The organism is Pedobacter sp. GW822-FHT03F06 (assembly GCF_058801365.1).
This window is the reverse complement of the sequence record NZ_JBXANE010000002.1, coordinates 97,543-117,373: the sequence shown is the minus strand read 5'-3', so window position 1 is coordinate 117,373 and position 19,831 is coordinate 97,543. Positions and strand designations below refer to the sequence as shown.

Genomic DNA, 19,831 nt, shown 5'->3' with positions numbered 1-19,831 from the left:
TTTAACAATAAAAAGCCCGGCGTGTGGTTCTACGCCGGGCTTTAATGGTTCTTTAATAAGGTTTAGGTTGATAAACTATATTTTGTTCATACGCAGCCAGCGCAATTCATTTGAATTACTTTGCCAAAGCCATGTATGTATATTGTTGATCATGAGCAACAAAAATATAAAGAATTTCCAAAAACGGAAATAATTATGAAAATAAATATCCGTTAACCGCAAAGGACACAGAGTGAAAGCACAAAGTACACAAAGATTAATATCCGAATAACGCTTCTGCGCCTCTTTGCGAAAAACTTAGTGTGCTTTGCGGTTAACCACTTAAGACACCCCAAAAAACGATCTACCAGGCACAGCTTTAACCATCAGCAGAATGGCAACAATGATCAGGATCAATGCCAATCCAAAGAATACGGCAATAGTACGGTGTTTTGCTACAGCTTCTGTTACCTTTTTCGATTTTGCATTACCAATGGTAATCAGAATAATGGCAATAAGCATCATTGAAGTATGCTCAGCCTTAAAGTAACGGCCTATGGCATCGCTCATCGGCAATTTTGTTAATGGACTTAAGAAAAAAAGCACCAAACCTATCAGGAATTGAATGTGTGCACTGATCAGCGTAAATACATTCAGCTTACGGTTACCTTCCGTGTAAGTTTTATTACCAAACCAGCCCGACAAAGCATTGATTACAGCAATAACCAATAGAATTAATACGATGTAGCGCCATCCAGAGTGCGCAGATTTTAAGATGTTGTACATTTTTATCAAATATGTTTAGTCAAAAATAGACATTAATTGTAAAAAATAGGATATTCAACAGATTGAACGCTTATTTATATTAGTTTTAAACAAATTAAAACCCTAAACTTATTATGAAGAAAATTTTACTTGCCGTTGGGCTGGTAATTTCTACTACATTTCTGTTTGCGCAGCAAACCTCCTTTCCTGTTAACGGTTCTTTTGATACCAGACCCGGAATGTTTGCTTTTACCAATGCAACAATAGTAGTTAATGCCAATCAAACCCTTACAAATGCCACACTTTTAATCAAAGGACAAACCATACAGGGTGTTGGTGCTGGTTTAGCCGTACCTAAAGGATATGTGGTAATCGACCTTAAAGGAAAATTTGTTTATCCATCCTTAATTGATGCCTTTACCAGTTATGGCCTTAGCGAAACACCCGCACAACAGCGCGGCTTCGGCAGTCAGCGCCAGTCTATTTTCGTTTCGACCAAAAAGGGAGCTTATGGCTGGAACGAATCCATCAGACCAGAAACTTATGTAAAAAGCATCTTTTCTACCGACAGCAAAAAAGCAGATGAATTACGTAAGGTAGGCTTTGGTAGTGTAAATGTAATTAACCGTGATGGTATTGCCCGCGGTGTTTCTGCTGCCGTAACTTTAAATGAAGGCGCCGATAACAGCGTATTCTTAAAAGATCAAACCGCAGCAAACTATTCGTTTAACAAGGGAACATCATCAAATGATTATCCGACTTCTTTAATGGGTTCTATTGCTTTACTGCGCCAAACCTATTATGATGCACAATGGTATGGCAAGCAAAAAGATGAGTATAACATCTCGCTAGACGAATTTGGCAAACAACAAACCATTCCACAGCTATTTGAAGTTGATGGCTGGCAGAACATTCTGCGTGCTGATAAAATAGGAAAAGAATTTGGCAAAAAATACATCATTAAATCTACCGGCGATGAATACCAGCGCATAAACGAGGTTAAAGCTACCGGAGCCAGCTTAATTATTCCATTAACTTTCCCTAAAGCTTACGATGTTGAAGATCCGGCAGAGGCCAGAAATGTAACTTTATCACAGATGAAAGGCTGGGAACTGGCACCAACTAACCCGGCTAGTTTAGAGAAAGCAGGAATTAAATTTGCTTTAACGGCATTCGGCCTGGAGAACAGTCGCGATTTTTGGGCAAACATCCGCATAGCTATAGAAAACGGCTTAACTGAAAAACAGGCTTTACAATCGGTTACCGAAATCCCTGCTTCACTTTTGGGCATCAGCGATAAAGTTGGTTCCCTAGAAAAAGGAAAAGTAGCCAACTTTTTAATCTCATCAGATAATCTGTTCAAAAACGGGAACATCATTTTCGAAAACTGGGTACAGGGCAAACGTTTCATTGTAAACAAAATGGATGTGAGCGATGTACGTGGCACTTACAACTTAAATGTTGATGGTATTGGTGCTTTAATCCTAAAAATTACAGGAACGGGTGGCGGATCGACAGCTGCAATTGAAAGAACTGGTGTAGATAGTGTTAAAACCACAGCAACTTTTACCAGAAATGGCGATTGGATAAGCATCAATTTCAACTTAAAGAAAAACCCAAAGGGTGATGTCCGTTTAAGTGGTTACATTACTTCGGCAAACCCGGTTACCATAAAAGGCGAATCGGCACTGGCAGATGGTACTACCGGAAAGTTTACAGCAACTTATAAAGAAGCTGCAAAAGAAATGCCTAAAAAAGAAGAGCCAAAAAGCACTTTGGCCATGGGTCCGGTAATTTATCCTTTTTCTGCGTTCGGAAACACTGAACTACCAAAACAAGAAACGGTTTTAATTAAAAACGGAACCGTTTGGACGAATGAAAAAGATGGAATTCTTCAAAATGCTGATGTACTTTTAGAAAACGGGAAAATTAAAGCGGTTGGTAAAAACCTTTCGGCAAGCGGCGCTAAAGTGATCGATGCTACCGGTAAACACGTAACCGCTGGTATTATTGATGAGCACTCGCATATAGCAGGCGCTGGTGGTATTAACGAAGGTGCGCAATCGGTTTCTGCTGAAGTACGCGTTGCCGACATCCTCAATTCAGAAGACGTAAACATTTACCGCCAGTTGGCCGGTGGTGTAACCACTTCACAAATCCTACATGGTTCGGCCAATCCGATCGGTGGCCAATCGCAATTGATTAAACTGCGCTGGGGCAAATCGCCAGAGGAACTGAAATTTGCAGGTGCCGATGGCTTCATTAAATTTGCTTTGGGCGAAAACGTGAAACAAAGTAATTTCGGCACAGGTGCCCGTTTCCCGGTTACACGCATGGGTGTTGAGCAAACTTTTGTGGATGAATTTACCCGTGCAAAAGAATACGAAAAAGCTTTATCCGTAAAAGGCAACAGCGTACGTAAAGATTTAGAGTTAGATGCTATTGTTGAGATTCTGAACAACAAACGTTTCATTACCTGCCATTCTTATGTGCAGAGCGAAATCAACATGTTAATTCATGTGGCTGATAGCTTAGGATTCAAGATCAATACCTTTACGCACATTTTAGAAGGTTACAAAGTGGCCGATAAAATGAAAGCGCATGGCATTGCAGGTTCTACCTTCTCCGATTGGTGGGCTTATAAAAACGAAGTGGCCGAAGCCATCCCTTACAATGGAAAAATTATGCATAATGTTGGTGTAACTACGGCTTTCAACTCTGATGATGCCGAAATGGCCCGTCACTTAAACCAGGAAGCAGGTAAATCGGTATTATATGGTAATGTACCCGAAGAAGATGCCTTTAAGTTTGTAACCTTAAACCCGGCAAAAATGCTGCACATCGACGATAAAGTGGGCAGTTTAAAAGCGGGTAAAGATGCAGATGTGGTGATCTGGACCGCCAATCCACTTTCTATCTATGCCAGGGCAGAGAAAACTTTTGTAGACGGTATTGCTTATTGGGATATCGAGAAAGATGCTCAGGTAATCAAAACCCAGCAAACAGAGAAAGCACGTCTGATCCAAAAGATGTTAGAGAGTAAAAGCAAAGGTGGACGTACACAACGTCCATTGGGTGATGCACCACGCCTGTACAATTGCGAAACTTTAGAAAACTATTCAGCAGAATTAACCGAGAAAGAACATGCACACTAAACAATATTTACTCAGTCTGGCTTTATCGGCAACAAGCCTGATGTGTTTTGCACAGGCAAACATTTCGCCAGCGAAAAAACAAAGTAAAACCATCGCCATAACAGGTGCAACCGTACATGTTGGCAATGGAACAGTGATCGAAAACGGAACCATCCTTTTTGGCAATGGAAAAATTATCTCAGTTACCGCCAACGGGCAGGTACCACAAGATGATGTAATGCGCATTGTAGCTACAGGTAAACACATTTACCCTGGTTTTATTGCTGCAACCACCAATCTGGGTTTAACAGAAATTGAAGCCGTAAAAGCAACATTAGATTTTCAGGAAATTGGGGATTTTAATTCACACATCCGCTCCATTGTCGCTTACAATACCGATTCTAAAGTTCCAGCCACGTTGCGCAGCAATGGTGTGTTAATGGCACAACCAACACCCCAGGGCGGCACGGTTTCTGGCAGTTCATCCGTTGTTCAGCTCGACGCCTGGAACTGGGAAGATGCAGCACTTAAAACCGATGATGCTATGCACATGACCTGGCCGGTTACACCGCGTTTTAGAGGTGGCTTTGGTGGTTTCGGCAGGCCGCAGCAATCGCCAGAAAGCTTAGCCGAACGTACACAAGCGGCCATTGCACAGTTAACTTCTTTCTTTGCTGAGGCAAAAGCCTATTCGGAAATGGGCAAACCAGAAGTAATTAATACCCGATTCGAAGCGATGAAAAAAGTATTCACTGGCAACGAAAAATTGTTCATTGCGGCCGAAAGTCAGAAGGATATTGTTGCAGCAGTTAATTTCGCTAAGAAATTTGGCATCACCCCGGTAATTACAGGTGCTGATGAAGCTTACCTGATTATCGATTTCCTGAAAGAAAACAACATTACCCTGGTGGTGAAACAGCCCCATGCTTTACCCAACAACAATGATGACGATGTAAATATGCCTTACAAAAATGCTGCAGTATTGGCCAACGCAGGCTTAAATGTAGTATTGAGTATTGATGGTTACTGGCAACAGCGCAACCTGCCTTTTATGGCGGGTACGGTTACGGCCTGGGGCTTAGACAAAGAAAAAGCATTATCAACCATTACCTTAAATGCGGCCAAAGCGATGGGCGTTGATAAAACCACTGGCAGCATTGAGACTGGCAAAGATGCTACTTTCTTTATCTCTGCTGGTGATGCTTTAGATATGCGCACCAACAAAGTGGAGCAGGCATTTATTCAGGGGAGAGACATTAATCTTGATAATCTACACAAACAATTGGATAAAAAATTCAGCGATAAATTTACTGCAGAGAAGAAGTAAATTTTTGAATGGTTAACTGTTTAATTATTCAAATTGGCTAATTGTTAAAGCCTAACACAAACGGCCGATATTGATTTATCGGCCGTTTGTGTTAAGTAACTGGAGAATTATAAAATAAGAGGTAAATCCATTTTTATAACTAACCTTTATCAGAATTAAAATGAAAAAAGCTTGTAAACAATATTTCCATTATTAAATGTAATTTTTACGCCAAGTTGTAATGGATATTCATTTTTAGCAGCCCATATCGACCTTTCGGCTTGGTCAAATACAGATACTGGAACAAAATCAACCCCCGTATTGGCACCCCATGCTTCTACACTTGCTACATCATTAGCAATCGCCGGGTTAATCACTAGCGAATTAGCAAAGAAATTTGGATTGAATTTTACTGATCTACTAAAACCATCATAAACCTCTCCTGGATAGCCATATTCATCCGTTACCCAAGTGTAATGCGTAACCTCCTCAACAACCGCATTTGCAGTTTCCAGATAAAAAACTCCCCAGGGTATATTTTGTACGGCGCGGTAGGCCACACTACCTGTTAATGGTTTTAAATACACGCTAAAAGACGTTTTTGGCGATGTTAACTTAATCGATCCAGTTTGGTTGATTGTTCCTTTCAGTTTAATATTATAAGGCACTGCCGATTCCCCTCCCGAAAAACCTGTTATTAACCCCAATATACTCTTTAAAAATAGCGCGCCACCTCCCGCAATTCTTCCTGCAGCATCTGTCTCAGGTATTTTTAAAACCTTTGCTACGCCTTCTGCAGTTTTAGCATAAAAGCTTTCCGCATTTTTAATTATACCTAATGCACTAGGGCCACCAGCTGCTTGTGGTTGGGCAGTACCATCTAATTGTATATTTCCATTTAAAACAACGTCAGATTGTGTCACTTCTGAAACACCAATATTAAATGAGGTATTTTCATCAAAAGTTGAGCTGTATCCGCTGACATCAAAATCTGCAATCATCCATTGTTGCACCCCTGCAAAAGTAACTGCAGTTTGCTTGTATTCACTGCTTTGAGTATTAACCGGATTAGCCGGATATTCAACAGTCCAAGCATAAGGAGGCTTTGTGCTACTGTATAAAAAGAATCTTGGATACGTTGTATTTGTAGCATAACCAAGGGTGATTTGTTGATAAGAGGACTGAACATCATAAGTTCTCAATACACACACCCTCAAAATGCCCCTATGTTTATTATAAAGCAATAAAAACGGATAGGCATTAGCTTCCGTTGGCGTTCCAAAATCGCGCGATACCAGCATCCATCCATTGGCAGGATACATATCTGCTTTTGAAACATCAACATTGCCATAAACTTTTTGAGCACCATCAATAAAAGGATTCAAAGTTGTAACACTACCAACAGATCCATTGGCGTTGTTAAAATAAGCAGTCCAACTGTGCTGGGTCCAATCCCAGGTTGCATCCAAATTAGGATCACCCGGATTTAGTGGGCGTGAACTGGTTAACTTGGAATTAGATCTTGAAAACAATGCTGTTTCCTTTGGAATCTGCTGTTCTTTCTTACAAGATGAGACAATTAGTACCAATAGAACTAATAGAGTGTTAATTTTTTTCATATCTGTTTTTTTCTTAAAAAGACAGTTTTAAAATTAACCACACGTAATACTAAAATTACTTTTATGTAAAATTTATATACAAATTTAATACATTATGAGACAGCTATAAATCTGGAAAAACATACAAACAAACTATCCGAATACTACTGATGCTATTTTCTTAACATTGACCAAATTTGTAAACCATTTCATAATATAAAATCCAATTCAACTTAACACTACATTAACATCTTTGCCATCATAAAAAATTAGAAAACCAATTTTGATGAAACCTGCCTGAGCAGCAAAAAATAACATGTTCGGGCAAGCTTCATAACCGCTAAAAAACAAATGATGATGAAAAATTTACTTATTGCAGTGTTGCTGCTGTTTTGCTTTGTCCCAAACCGGGTTCTGGCACAAACAACCCAGGCATCAATTTCGGGTGTAATCACCGATCAACAAAAGAAACCTATTCCTGGAGTTTCGGTGCAGATCAGAAACAATTCAACAGGTTTCACTACTAAAACATCTACCAACGCTCAGGGCGAATATACTTTTAAAGAACTTCCTTTGGGTGGCCCTTACTCGGTAAAAGCCCTTTACGTAGGCTTCGGCGAGCAGACCAGAAATGGTTATATGTTAAACCTTGGCGATGTAGTTAAGGTGGGTATCACCATGCAGGAAGCTTCGCAGGATTTAGACGCCGTACAGGTAGTGGCTTCGGGTTTGAGGAACAAAGTTCAAAACTTTGGTGCTTCTACAGAAATTTCGGCCAAAACAATGAACCAATTGCCTGTAAACGGGCGTAATTTTTCTAACTTAATGGATCTATCTCCTTTAAGCCGTGGCGGAAATATTTCGGGGCAGTTAGGTTCTTCTACGAATTATACCATTGACGGAATGAATGCCAAAAACCCAACATCAGCTGGCAGTACCACGAGTCGTAGTGGTGCGCCATATTCAATTTCTATTGAGGCTGTTCGGGAGTTTAAGGTAGTAACCAATCAATACGATGTTACTTTAGGCAGAGCAGGTGGAGGTACCGTAACTGCAGTAACAAAGTCAGGTACAAACACAGTAAGCGGAAGCGCCTTTGGTTATGGCCGTGCAGATTGGTTAGCCAGCCGTTACGATATTAGAGGTGTAAAACGTGATAACGATTTCTCTACTTATCAATACGGTTTTACTTTAGGTGGTCCAATTATTAAGGATAAATTACATTATTTCGTTGGTTTAGATCATCAGAAAGATGCTCGCCCATTAATTATTGCCGATGTTAATGGCCCCGCTGATGAAGCACGTTTCAGAATCACTAATAGCACTTTAGCACAGTTTTTGGATGTTGCCCGCACTAAATATGGAGTAGCAAATACACCTCAATATGGTTCTTTTGATAAAAAGCGTGGTTCGGATGCTGCATTTGCCCGTGTAGATTGGCAAATTAACGACAGAAATTTATTAACCATTCGTGATAATTACACAAACGATAGAAATCCATTAGGTTTAGCAGATAACACCGCGATAAATTTCTACGAAAGTTACGGTAACGATAAAAATGTTGACAATAATTTATTGGCAACTTTACGGTCAACCATAAGCAGCAAAATCACTAACGAATTAAAAATACAACATTTATATACTTTCCAGGCAAGTACCCAAAATGATGAATTAACAGGTGCCATTCCAAGAGCAATTGTAGGAAATATAAAATCTGACCTTGCTGATGGCACCAAGGGGATCTCTACTGCAATACAAATTGGTGGTCACCGTTTCGGGCAGGAAGGTTTTACCAATAATGTTTTTCAATTGGTAGATAATTTTTATTATAATACCGATAAAGTTAAATATACATTTGGTGTTGATGTGATGTATACGAATGCAAAATCTCTTTATGGCAGTGAGGTTAATGGCCGTTTCGAATACTCAACTTCTCAGATTCAAGACCCCGCTTTTCCAAATGACCCTACAAAAAAGATCGAAGTTCCTGCAATTACAAACTTTAATAACCTTGCTCCGAACAGATTTTATCGCGAAGTACCTTTGGTTGCCGACCCAACGGTTAAAGCAGGCATTTGGAACGCCGCTATTTATGGCCAAATGCAGACTAAATTAGCAAAAGGTTTAGATTTTATAGGTGGTTTACGTATTGATTACAGCTCTTATCCAAAATCGCCCCTTAATCAGCAACTATTTGATGCTATTGGCGTGAGAACAGACCATGAGTTGAAACAATTTTTAATTCAGCCAAGAATTCAATTTAACTGGGATATTAATGAAAACCGAACAGACTTTGTTCGTTTCGGAGCAGGTATTTTCGGTTCGGATGTGAACAATTATGTGACCATTAATAACTTAACCTTTGATGGTAAACATTTAGCAACAGTTGATGTTTTTGGAGCAGATGTGCCAACACCAAACTTTATAGGTTATAGAAATGGTACTGTTGCAACACCTTCATTAAGTGCTTTACAGGTACCAACCATCAATACTTATGCAGAGGATGCAAAAATTCCGGTGGTTTATAAAGCCAACTTATCATACAGTAAATTAATTACCGATAAATTTAAGGTTGGGATTACGGGTTACGCCACATTAGGCCGTAACAACTACATGTATGTTGACAGAAATATGGCAGCAAATCCATTCTTTACCCTATCTAATGAAGGTAACCGTGGTGTATTTGTGCCAACTTCAAGTATCACAGCAAGTAATGGTGTTGCCGATTGGAAAGGCGGTCGTTTAACTAATCAGTTTGGCCGTGTGTTAGAATTAAATAGTAAAGGTAAAGTAAATCAATTCGCTGTAGTGTTAGATGCGACCTGGAATTATTTTAAAGACGGAGAAATCTCTGCAAGTTATACTTATAACGACACGAAAGATAATACCTCGTATAATGGCAACGTGGCAAACTCTGCTACTTTATCACTACCTGTTAAAGATGATCCAAGAGATTTGAGCAAAATGTCTTATTCGGATAATCAATTCCGTAATAAGGTTGTTATTTATGGAACGTCGCCAAGTTTTTATGGCTTTAGATTAGGCGTTCGTTACTCTGGTATTGGCGGTACACGATATAGCTTATTGGCTGGCGGCAATATTAATGGAGATTTTGTGGCTACAAATGATTTAGCTTTTGTATTCGATAGAAACAATCAAAATATTCCTGCAAATATCCGAACAGGCTTACAGGCATTATTGGATAATCCAAGCGCAAGCCAAAGTTTAAAAGATTATATTAATAAATATTCTGGTCAGATAGCAGAGCGAAATGGCGGAGTAAATGACTTTTTTGGTATTGTTGATTTAAAATTAAGCTATCAACTACAGTTAAATAAAAAGCATAGCATTGAATTCTCCGGAGATGTATTTAATTTTGCAAACCTACTTAACAAAAAATGGGGTGTAAATGAAACTTTGGGCAACCAGGCTTTATATGCCGTTAGCGCATTCGATGCTACAAACAAAGCTTATACTTACCGTGTAAATAACACTGGTATTGTTACGCCATCGGGTAACCCTTGGCAGATACAAATTGGTTTACGCTACGGATTCTAAATAAGATTTAGCTAAGTTTCTTAGCTTAAAGTCATAAAAAAGGGGAATGGATTTTTATCCGTTCCCTTTTTTTATGTTTGCATTAACAAACAACAAAACTTAATGGGATTATTACTTAACTACCTGAAAAACCACAAGTGGATTGTGGCTTTAGCGTTATTGCTGGCAGGCATAAATATTGGTTTTTCACTTTTAGATCCATACATCACCGGTCGCATTTTAGACCGCTTCATCAATAAAAAAGATTCGTTAACCTATAACCAATATCTTTGGGGCTCTCTTGGTTTAATCGGGCTGGCTATTGGTGCAGCCATGGTTTCGCGTATCGCTAAAAACTTTCAGGATTATTTCACCAGTGTGATTGTTCAAAAAGTTGGCGCGAAAATGTATGCTGATGGTTTGCAACATTCTCTAAAACTGCCTTATCAGGTTTTCGAAGATCAACGCAGTGGAGAAACCCTCGGTATTTTACAAAAAGTACGTTTAGATTCGGAAAAGTTTATCACTGCCTTTATCAGTATCCTTTTTGTAAGTTTAATCGGAATGATTTTCGTTATCGTGTATTCGGTTTCGGTAAGCTACAAAGTTACCTTAGTTTATTTTTCGGCTATTCCGATTATCAGTTTCGTAAGCTGGTTTTTAAGTCGCAAAATTAAAACCATCCAACGCTCTATCGTTGGCGAAACCACTGCTTTGGCAGGATCTACTACAGAATCGTTAAGAAACATCGAACTGGTTAAGAGTTTAGGTTTGGCCGATCAGGAAATTGACCGGCTGAATAAAACCACATACAAAATTTTGGGCTTGGAGCTTAAAAAAGTGAAATATGTGCGCAGTATGAGTTTTGTTCAGGGCACTACCGTTAACCTGGTACGCAGTACAATGGTACTCGTTTTACTGCTACTTATTTTCGACAATACGATTTCTGCCGGGCAGTATTTCTCATTCCTTTTTTACTCGTTCTTCCTTTTCGGACCGCTACAAGAGCTGGGCAATGTGATTTTAACCTGGCGTGAGGCAGAAGTTTCGTTAGGCAACTTTAAAAAGATTTTAAGTACACCGATTGATAAAAAACCTGAGAATCCAACTTCTATAGCAAAAATTAAGGATTTAACCTTTAGCAATGTGGGTTTCAAACACCTAACAGCCAATAGAAATGCTTTAGATAATATTTCGTTTAAAACCCATCACGGGCAAACCATTGCATTTGTAGGCCCATCAGGTTCTGGAAAAAGTACACTGGTTAAACTATTGGTAGGTTTATATCCGGCAAAAGATGGTGAGATTTTATACAATGGTATTCCAAGCAACGATATCGATCTTGATGCTTTACGCGAGAAAATCGGTTTCGTAACGCAAGACACGCAATTATTCTCTGGTACAATAAGGGAAAACCTGCTGTTTGTTAACCCTAATGCTACGGATGAAGAATGTTATAAAGTTTTAAATCAGGCAGCCTGTCAAACTTTGCTGGCCCGTGCCGATAAAGGTTTAGATTCGTTAATTGGTGAGGGTGGGGTTAAGGTTTCTGGTGGCGAAAAACAACGTTTATCTATTGCGAGGGCGCTGCTCCGTCAGCCAGATATTTTGGTTTTTGATGAGGCCACTTCTTCGTTGGATTCGATTACAGAAGAAGAAATTACCAAAACCATCCGTTCGGTATCAGATTTAACCGATCACATTACCATTTTGATCGCGCATCGCTTATCAACGATAAAACATGCTGATAAAATTTATGTTTTAGAGAAAGGCCACATTATTGAGCAGGGAAGACATGAAGAGCTAATTGCACAAAATGGTTTATATCAGGCCATGTGGCGCCAACAAATTGGCGAAAGAGTTGTTGAAGCTTAGGAACAAAAAGAATTTGTCATGTTACTAGCTCAAATAGAAAGCAACCAGATTGCAATTATCATTATTATAGCAGCCATACTTTGGCTGGCATTAATATTAGCGGCATTGTACCATATATCGCGAAATAACAGCATTGGTTTCTCGGTAAAAGTACTTTGGTTTATCATTATCCTGCTTGCCCCCTTTTTAGGTTCCATTATCTACCTGATCTGGGGTAAGAATAAGAAATTTTAATTTTAGCCATGGTCCGTGCCCTCACGGACCATTTTTTTTCACCACCAAGAAACTAGGGCACAATAAAAGTTAAATAGCATGCGGGCGTCGATAGTTTTGCATGAGGGATAGCAGTGGAAATCCTTTTTTGATTTTTCTTCAAAAAAGATTGTAACGGATAGCCCGACCCTTGCGCAGCTTGGGGCATGCCCAAATTATTTGCAACAAACTGGGCCTAATGATGTTATAGCCTTGGTTCGTGTCCCCACGGACCATTCTTGTCTTTCATCACAATAATACTTAATTTATTGTTGAATTCCAGCGTTGTTAACTTTCTGGCAAACTGCCTATTAAAGTTGACCACACTTTTAGGAACTAAGCAGCCTTGGTTGTCTGCTCATTGATATCCTGCAAACTCAACTTGGTTAAAGATCGTGTTTTAAGCCAGGTAATACCCGCTATGGCGATCGTCATACTCCCTCCAAATACAACCGCCGGAACCAGGTTCATCAGCTTAGCCGTTAAACCCGACTCGAATTCGCCAATCTCATTTGATGAACCAATGAACATGCTGTTTACTGCTGAAACCCGTCCCCGCATATCATCAGGGGTAAGTAATTGCATAATTGTTTGTCTGATGATTACACTTACACTATCAAATGATCCTTCCAGGAATAAAAAAAATAATGTTAAATAGAAATTTTTAGATAAACCGTAGCAAATTATGCTGAGGCCAAATCCGGTTACGGCGATTAACAGGTTGCGCCAGGGTTTTCCCATTGGCGAAAAGCGGGTCATGACCAGCATGGTAATTACAGCGCCCGAAGATGCTGCACCGCGCATCATGCCCAATCCAAAAGAGCCTAAGTGAAAAACATCTTTGGCAAACATAGGCAACAGGGCTACAGCCCCACCAAAAAAGACAGAAAACAGATCTAAGCTCATGGCCCAAACCATCATTTTGGTTTTAAAAACAAACTGGATACCCTCTTTTAAACTATGGAATATATTCTGTGTAGGCACATAGGTGGCTGGGTGTTTTTTGAAGGTAAATATGCAGATCAATGATATGGTAACAAGACCTACAATTACACTATATGCTGCTGTAATTCCCCACAACCAATTTACCAAACCTCCAACTAATGGGCCGATAATAGTAGCCAGTTGCCAGCTGCTACTGTTCCAAGTACTTGAGTTTGGATACAATTCTTTCGGTACAATTTTGGCCATTAAAGAAAATGTTGCCGGGCCAAAAAAACCTCTGGCTAAGCCAATGCAGAAAACCAATCCATACATAATAAGTACAATAAGGTCTTCCTTAAGGTGAAGATATTTACTGGTAATAATCAACATTAAAACTGAAGCCAGCCAAACACCTGAGAAAATCTTGATTAACAACCCGCGTTTTTCGCTTTTATCAGCAATGTAGCCCCCGTACAATGCAATCCCAATGGCAGGAATAGCTTCGCATAAACCAACTAAACCGAGTTTGAGCGGATCGTGTGTTAAATCGTAAATATGATAACCAATAACAACGGCCTGCATTTGGTAAGCCAGCGTAAAAAAGAACCGCATGCCCAAAAATGATCTAAATTCTTTATATCGCAGGGCCGCGAATGGATCTGGTTTTACAATAACGGAGTTGGGGTCTGAATCTGCCACAGAAAAAAGTTTTTTTTTGCAAAACTACGCTTTGAAAATTAAATACGGGAATGGCCAAAGGCTTAAGCTTACCTGTTTTTTCTATTGAAAAGTAAAAATACCCGATCGGCCAGCTCCAGATATTATTGCATAAAAAACCCGATGAATAATATTATCCATCGGGTATCTAGATTGGTTAGCTTAGTAACCGGGGTTTTGTTCTAGTAAATTATTTTTGTTTACTTCATCGCGGCTAAATGGCCTGAAATAAAGTTTATTGTCCCAACTTCTGTTTTCTTGTGCATTTTCTACAACTGGACTATAAGTATAATCATATACAGTAGGGTCATAATGGTAAGGGGCAGACATCGTTTTACCTGGTTTAAATTTACCCGTAACTTTGATATAAGTAACCTTTCTGCCTAGTGTTTCGCCAGCAATTAACCACCTGCGCGTATCGTGATAACGTTGTTCTTCATAGGCCATTTCTATACGGCGCTCATGGCGGTAAACCTCTCTAAGGCCAGCCTGATCTGTTGCTGTAACCGCAGGCATACCCGCCCTGAAACGAATTTTATTTAACCAGTTTGTAGCATTACTCAGTTCGCCAAGCTCAATACTCGCTTCGATATAATTAAATACCGCTTCGGTATATCTAAAGAAAGGCCAGGGCACATTTTGCGACATCGAGGCATCTACAATAGTTGGATCTGGATCGATAAATTTATGGTAGTAATAACCTGTCCAGCTGCCGTTCCAGTTTTCGATAGAACTTGCACGTGTATCTAAACCTCTAAAGTCAATTCTCGTATTGTTATCCATTAAATCGTATACTCCAGTTTGGATTTGACTGGCAGGATCAACATTACCTGATGCTTTATCGCGAGGTTTCCAACCGGCACCATCGTATAAAATTGTGGCGTAAAACCGTGGGTCTCTATTTACATAAGGATTTGCTTTCTGTACCGGATCGTTCCAGCTAAACTTTGTCCCGTCCGCCATTTCGTAATCATCAACCAATAAACCTATTGGTGTATTACCTGCCCAGTTGTGGTAACCGTTCGGACCATTTTGCTGTGCATGTTTGATATTACTTTGAATAATAAAATAGCGGGCAAAAATAAGTTCAGATGCAGCTGATGCATCTATATTTGGTGCTTTACTCGCTCCACCCATAGCTATACTCTTAAAATTTAACTGGCCATCTATTACCGAAGCGGGAGCAGAAAGATTTAATTTATAGCCTGTACCCAAATCCATAACGGCTTTGGCAGCAGTTTGTGCTAACTTATACCGATCGGTCTGATTTCCACTCGCATAGCTTAAGAAATCTAATTTTTGAGCAGCTATTCCTGGAATTTTAGCATTAAGTTTCGTCCTGTCATGCAAATCGCTTGCAGCATAAATCAGTACCCTCGATTTTAGCGCCAAAGCAGCAAGTGCCGTTGTACGGCCTTTATCGAGTGTTTTACCTGCTAACAGCTTATTGGCTTCATCGCAATCTTTAATAATGAAATTCACGCATTCTTCGTAAGTGTTGCGTTTTATTTTAAAATCATCAGTTAAAGCATATGTTTTGGTGATGATGGGTACGGCTCCGTAATAACGCAACAACTGCTGATAAAAATAAGCACGTAAAAAATAGGCTTCACCTAGTAATTGATCCTTTAAAGACTGGCTAGAAAGTGCATTGTCGCCGCCAACAATTCTTTCAACAGTGGTATTGCAGGCTCTGATTCGATTATACATCTGTTTATAAGCCCAGGTATCGTTTACCCAACCTAATGTAGATGGATTAATGGTAGCGTTATTGACTAAATCGATCCCTCTTGTGGGGTGGGTAAACATCGCTTCATCAGAAACAGAAGCCAGCATTTCCTCAGAAAAACCACCATTCCCCAATCCGTTATAGATATCGTTTACAAAAGCCTGTGCAAGTGCAGGGTCTTTCCAAACCAGCTCCGAAGATATTTTATCGGGTGGGTTTACATCCATAAAATCTTTCTTACAAGAAACTGCAAGAAAAGTTATAAAAACCAATATATATAGATTTATATTTTTGTTTGTTGCTTTCATATTTTTCATCCTTTAAATTTATTTTCAACTGCGATGAAGCTATCATGATTTAAATATTCACTGTGTGATTTTGAAAATGATGATGGTTTCATTGTAATTGATAAACTATTATACATTTTAAAAAGCGGCCTTAATTCCCATGTTGATTACCCTTGCCTGAGGATAGTACTGACCACTTGTATTGGTTGATTCAGGATCCCATATCTTGATTTTGTCAAGCGTTGCCAAGTTGAGGCCGTTTGCATAAACCCGTACACTGTTTAGTCCAATTTTTTCAACCCATGTGGTTGGCAATGTATAACCCAACTCGACATTTTTTAGCCTGATGTAATTGTTGCTGCGCAGCCAATAGGTATTATTTAAGGCATTATTACTATCGGTATAATAAGTAGCGCCCCTGTTTGATAAACGTGGGTTTACTGAACTCGGATTCTCGATACTCCAACGATTTTGATACGACCATTCTAAGAAATTACCTATATCCCCAGATTCGGTTATCCCTACGATTTGCATCCCCCCTGTGGCCCCCTGGATAAGTACAGAAAGGTCGAATCCTTTATATTGCAAATTCAAGTTTAACCCTCCCGTGAAGGTTGGTGTTCCGTTTTTGTCTAAACGTATTTTATCATCTGCATTGATTTTACCATCATTATTAATGTCTTTAAATTTCATGTCGCCAGGGCGAAGATTGCCGGTAAGTGCACTATAATTAAGCGTATTGGCATTAACTTCTGCCTGATCTTTAAAAACACCATCATAATCGTATACCAACCATGAGCTAGTTACCCTACCGGTAGAACGTTGCCACTCTGGGGCACCCGGTGTTTCATCCCAAAATATGATTTTATTTTTAGCATAACCACCATTTACACTCACGCCATAATTCCAATCACCCACGTGGTCGTTATAACTTAATTTAAATTCGAAACCTTTGTTATTTACTTTACCCAAGTTAACAGGCGGTAAACGGTCTGTAATCCCTGAACTTTCAGGCACAGAACTTCCTCTGCTGATGAGGATATTTGTACGTTTATTGTAGAAATAGTCGAACTCAAGAGAGAGTTTGTTTTTCAAAAAGGATGCATCCAAACCAATGTTCGTATTGTTAGCAACTTCCCATCCGAAATCTAAATTAGGCACCTTGCCTTCGGTCAAAGATTTTGTAATCAAATCATTAAAAACATAACTTCCAAAATTCATTAAGCTGAGGTACTGGTACTCCTGCAAGGCATCTCCGAAGTAGGCTTCAGCACCCATTTGTCCCCAAGAAGCTCTCAATTTTAGATTATCCACGAACCTAACATTGTTTTTAAAAAAGAGTTCTTCAGATAAGCGCCATCCCACCGATACGCCAGGGAAGAAACCAAAACGTCTGGCTGTTGGGAAAATATAAGAACCATCTACACGCCAAAGAAATTCGGCCAGGTATTTTTCTTTATAATTATAGCCTGCGCGTCCGAAATAACTTAATCGTGCACGGTTGAATAAATTGTTCGGGTCGCCAGGATTATTACCTAACGACTGCTCTTTCTCATCACCCGCCAATAATTGCTCAATTGCTGATGACAAGAAATACCTTCTGAATGCAGTAAAACCATCATTCGTTATTTTCTCGCGGGTTACACCAGCCATTAATCCTATAGTATGATCGCCGATTTTTTTATCATAATTGATCATACCCGTTAAGTTTACAGCCAATTGGCCGCCAGCTGTTTCTCTAAGTCTTGGATCGGTATATTGAGATCTTATTGTACCTGTTAATACAGGCGTTACTCCATCCGCTTGAAAAGTCTTCTTGTCCCAATCGTAAAGTGTCCATGGTAATTGCCAGTTTTTTTGCCTGCCAGAATATTTGTCTATGGCTGCAGTTCCGGTTACTTTTAATCCTTCTACCCCTGGGATTTTAATTTCAACTTTCCCTGTTGTTTGAAAGTAATCTCTGATATCTTTATTGTACCCTGTTAAATCAGTAGTAGAAACCACCGGATTATAACCATATTCAATATCTCTACCCGGCAAACCGTTAGGCCATATGGCTATTTCATTAGGACGTCCTCTCATTAAAAATCTAAATATATCGCCCGCACTAACCGTCGGAAAATTGCGGTTTTCCTCCCTCGCAGTTACGCCCAATGTGGTGGTAATATATTTACTTACTTTTGCTTCCAGGTTAAAACGCATATCGTATTGCTGATAGCCAGTAGCAGAATTCTTATAATATGCATCTTGATCAAGATAGCCGAGTGAAACCAGATATTTCACATTTTCACTGCCACCATTAATCTGAACATTATGTCTTTGTTGAGGCGACCAATTTTGAAAAACAGTTTTAAACCAATCAGTATTGGGATACCTTAGCGGATCTGAGCCGTCACCAAATTTCCGGATTTCATCTGGTTTGTAAGCAGCATTAATCGTTTTACCGCCGGTAGATAAATAAGTGCCTGTTGTTTTGAAACTATTCCACGCTGCCGACCATTCATTCGGATTAAGATCAGAGCCGAAAATATTCAGTTCATTTAAAATCTCAGCATACTGAGTGGAATTGGCCATTTTTGGTATACGTGTAGGTTGTTGTAGGCCATAACTAAAATCGTAAGAAAATTGTGGTTTCCCCGATTTTCCTAATTTAGTAGTGATGAGGATTACCCCATTTGCAGCCTGCGAGCCATAAATAGCTGCAGATGCATCCTTTAGCACCGATACACTTTCTATATCGTTCGGATTTAACCTTTCGATCCCACCTGCCCGGTTAGGTATTCCATCGATTACAATTAAGGCATTATTATTACCAAGCGAATTTATACCGCGAATCCGGATCGTCGAGCCGTCGTATCCAGGCTCCCCGCTTCCTTGCAGTGCCGTAACGCCAGGTAAACGACCAGCCAATGAATTGGTTAAATTTACTGAGGATGATTTGGCCAGCTCTGTACCTTTAACCGATGCTACAGCACCAGATACAACTGCCTTTTTTTGGGTTCCATACCCTACCACCACTACTTCAGATAAGTTTTGGTTGTTCTCTAATAACCGGACATTAATATTGCTTTGGTTTTTTACCTGAATTTCTTGGTCTACATAACCTACATAGGTAAATACTAAAGTAGCGTCTTCCGGTACTTTTATGCTAAATTTTCCGGAAGCATCTGTTACTGTAGTTGCTGCCCCTCCTTTTAACTTAACACTTACACCAGGAATGGGGCCTTTGGCATCAGTAACCTGTCCTTTCACAATGATGTCCTGAAGCGGAGGTCTGTAAAAATCAAAGGGTTCTTTTTCGTGTAATGATGCTTTGGCAGACATGCTGGCAAGTGGAGAAAAAACGAGACAACCACCGCAAACAAGAAACATGCTACTTCTGGCAAAAGTCCTCAATAGATTTTTTTTCATAGTTTTCAATTTATTTTGGTTAGATATTGATTGTAATACAATTTAATACTCATGAGTAATCATGAACGGTCAATATTTGCATTATTAATAATTTGATATATTGAGACAATTATCTACAAAAATTTCCCATAAGAAAACTATTTCCTCCCGCTCTGTTGACCAATAAATCGCTGTTAACCATTATGAATCCCTCATATCTGATAAAAAAACCAATTAAGGTTTAGTAAAAACTGCTGAATAGGATGTATGCTGACTTAGACTTACCGACTAAACATTTCATATTTGGCTATTATGCAAGATAGGGATATTAGGAATTA

10 protein-coding genes are annotated in these 19,831 nt (G+C 39.4%); 5 read left to right on the top strand and 5 right to left on the bottom strand.

What is annotated here, in order from left to right:
- Positions 1-321: 321 nt before the first annotated feature.
- Positions 322-765 carry a cytochrome B gene (locus AC1RJ8_RS03015; protein ID WP_426327184.1) on the bottom strand — a complete coding sequence of 148 codons (444 nt, stop codon included), beginning with the start codon at positions 763-765 and terminating at the stop codon, positions 322-324.
- Between the two features lie 113 nt (positions 766-878).
- Here AC1RJ8_RS03015 and AC1RJ8_RS03010 point away from each other — a divergent pair, with 113 nt between their 5' ends.
- Positions 879-3,899 carry an amidohydrolase family protein gene (locus tag AC1RJ8_RS03010; RefSeq protein ID WP_492952468.1) on the top strand — a complete coding sequence of 1,007 codons (3,021 nt, stop codon included), beginning with the start codon at positions 879-881 and terminating at the stop codon, positions 3,897-3,899.
- The gene (locus AC1RJ8_RS03005) at positions 3,889-5,205 is read left to right on the top strand and encodes an amidohydrolase family protein (RefSeq protein WP_492952467.1); all 1,317 of its coding nucleotides are present in this window, start codon (positions 3,889-3,891) and stop codon (positions 5,203-5,205) included. The genes AC1RJ8_RS03010 and AC1RJ8_RS03005 overlap by 11 nt, the downstream gene beginning before the upstream one ends.
- 155 nt (positions 5,206-5,360) lie before the next feature.
- Here AC1RJ8_RS03005 and AC1RJ8_RS03000 read toward each other — a convergent pair whose 3' ends face one another.
- Positions 5,361-6,803 (bottom strand): hypothetical protein, encoded by a 1,443-nt coding sequence (locus AC1RJ8_RS03000; protein WP_492952466.1) that lies wholly within the window; start codon positions 6,801-6,803, stop codon positions 5,361-5,363.
- A 336-nt stretch (positions 6,804-7,139) separates the two neighbouring features.
- Between AC1RJ8_RS03000 and AC1RJ8_RS02995 the strand changes: the two genes are divergently transcribed.
- The 3 genes from AC1RJ8_RS02995 to AC1RJ8_RS02985 all read left to right on the top strand — a co-directional run bounded on the left by AC1RJ8_RS02995 (position 7,140) and on the right by AC1RJ8_RS02985 (position 12,428).
- On the top strand, positions 7,140-10,340 hold the full coding sequence (locus tag AC1RJ8_RS02995; RefSeq protein WP_492952465.1) for a TonB-dependent receptor: 3,201 nt from the start codon (positions 7,140-7,142) through the stop codon (positions 10,338-10,340).
- A 102-nt stretch (positions 10,341-10,442) separates the two neighbouring features.
- On the top strand, positions 10,443-12,194 hold the full coding sequence (locus AC1RJ8_RS02990; protein WP_492952464.1) for an ABC transporter ATP-binding protein: 1,752 nt from the start codon (positions 10,443-10,445) through the stop codon (positions 12,192-12,194).
- 18 nt (positions 12,195-12,212) lie between these two features.
- Complete coding sequence (locus tag AC1RJ8_RS02985) at positions 12,213-12,428, top strand: PLDc N-terminal domain-containing protein (protein WP_215129583.1); 216 nt, start codon at positions 12,213-12,215, stop codon at positions 12,426-12,428.
- Between the two features lie 354 nt (positions 12,429-12,782).
- Here AC1RJ8_RS02985 and AC1RJ8_RS02980 read toward each other — a convergent pair whose 3' ends face one another.
- The 3 genes from AC1RJ8_RS02980 to AC1RJ8_RS02970 form a co-directional block, all read right to left on the bottom strand.
- Positions 12,783-14,069, bottom strand: a complete 1,287-nt coding sequence (locus AC1RJ8_RS02980) for an MFS transporter (RefSeq protein WP_492952463.1) — start codon at positions 14,067-14,069, stop codon at positions 12,783-12,785.
- Positions 14,070-14,249: 180 nt separating this feature from the next.
- Positions 14,250-16,124: a RagB/SusD family nutrient uptake outer membrane protein gene (locus tag AC1RJ8_RS02975; RefSeq protein WP_492952462.1), complete on the bottom strand. Its 1,875-nt coding sequence runs from the start codon at positions 16,122-16,124 to the stop codon at positions 14,250-14,252.
- Positions 16,125-16,241: 117 nt separating this feature from the next.
- Positions 16,242-19,514, bottom strand: a complete 3,273-nt coding sequence (locus AC1RJ8_RS02970) for a SusC/RagA family TonB-linked outer membrane protein (protein ID WP_492952461.1) — start codon at positions 19,512-19,514, stop codon at positions 16,242-16,244.
- Between the last annotated feature and the right edge of the window lie 317 nt (positions 19,515-19,831).

Excerpts from the sequence above, each read along its gene's own strand:
- AC1RJ8_RS03005 (WP_492952467.1), top strand. The coding sequence starts at position 3,889 with ATGCACACTAAACAATATTTACTCAGTCTGGCTTTATCGGCAACAAGC.
- AC1RJ8_RS02970 (WP_492952461.1), bottom strand. The coding sequence starts at position 19,514 with ATGAAAAAAAATCTATTGAGGACTTTTGCCAGAAGTAGCATGTTTCTT.
- AC1RJ8_RS03015 (WP_426327184.1), bottom strand. The coding sequence starts at position 765 with ATGTACAACATCTTAAAATCTGCGCACTCTGGATGGCGCTACATCGTA.
- AC1RJ8_RS02975 (WP_492952462.1), bottom strand. The coding sequence starts at position 16,124 with ATGAAAGCAACAAACAAAAATATAAATCTATATATATTGGTTTTTATA.
- AC1RJ8_RS03000 (WP_492952466.1), bottom strand. The coding sequence starts at position 6,803 with ATGAAAAAAATTAACACTCTATTAGTTCTATTGGTACTAATTGTCTCA.
- AC1RJ8_RS02990 (WP_492952464.1), top strand. The coding sequence starts at position 10,443 with ATGGGATTATTACTTAACTACCTGAAAAACCACAAGTGGATTGTGGCT.
- AC1RJ8_RS02995 (WP_492952465.1), top strand. The coding sequence starts at position 7,140 with ATGAAAAATTTACTTATTGCAGTGTTGCTGCTGTTTTGCTTTGTCCCA.
- AC1RJ8_RS03010 (WP_492952468.1), top strand. The coding sequence starts at position 879 with ATGAAGAAAATTTTACTTGCCGTTGGGCTGGTAATTTCTACTACATTT.
- AC1RJ8_RS02985 (WP_215129583.1), top strand. The coding sequence starts at position 12,213 with ATGTTACTAGCTCAAATAGAAAGCAACCAGATTGCAATTATCATTATT.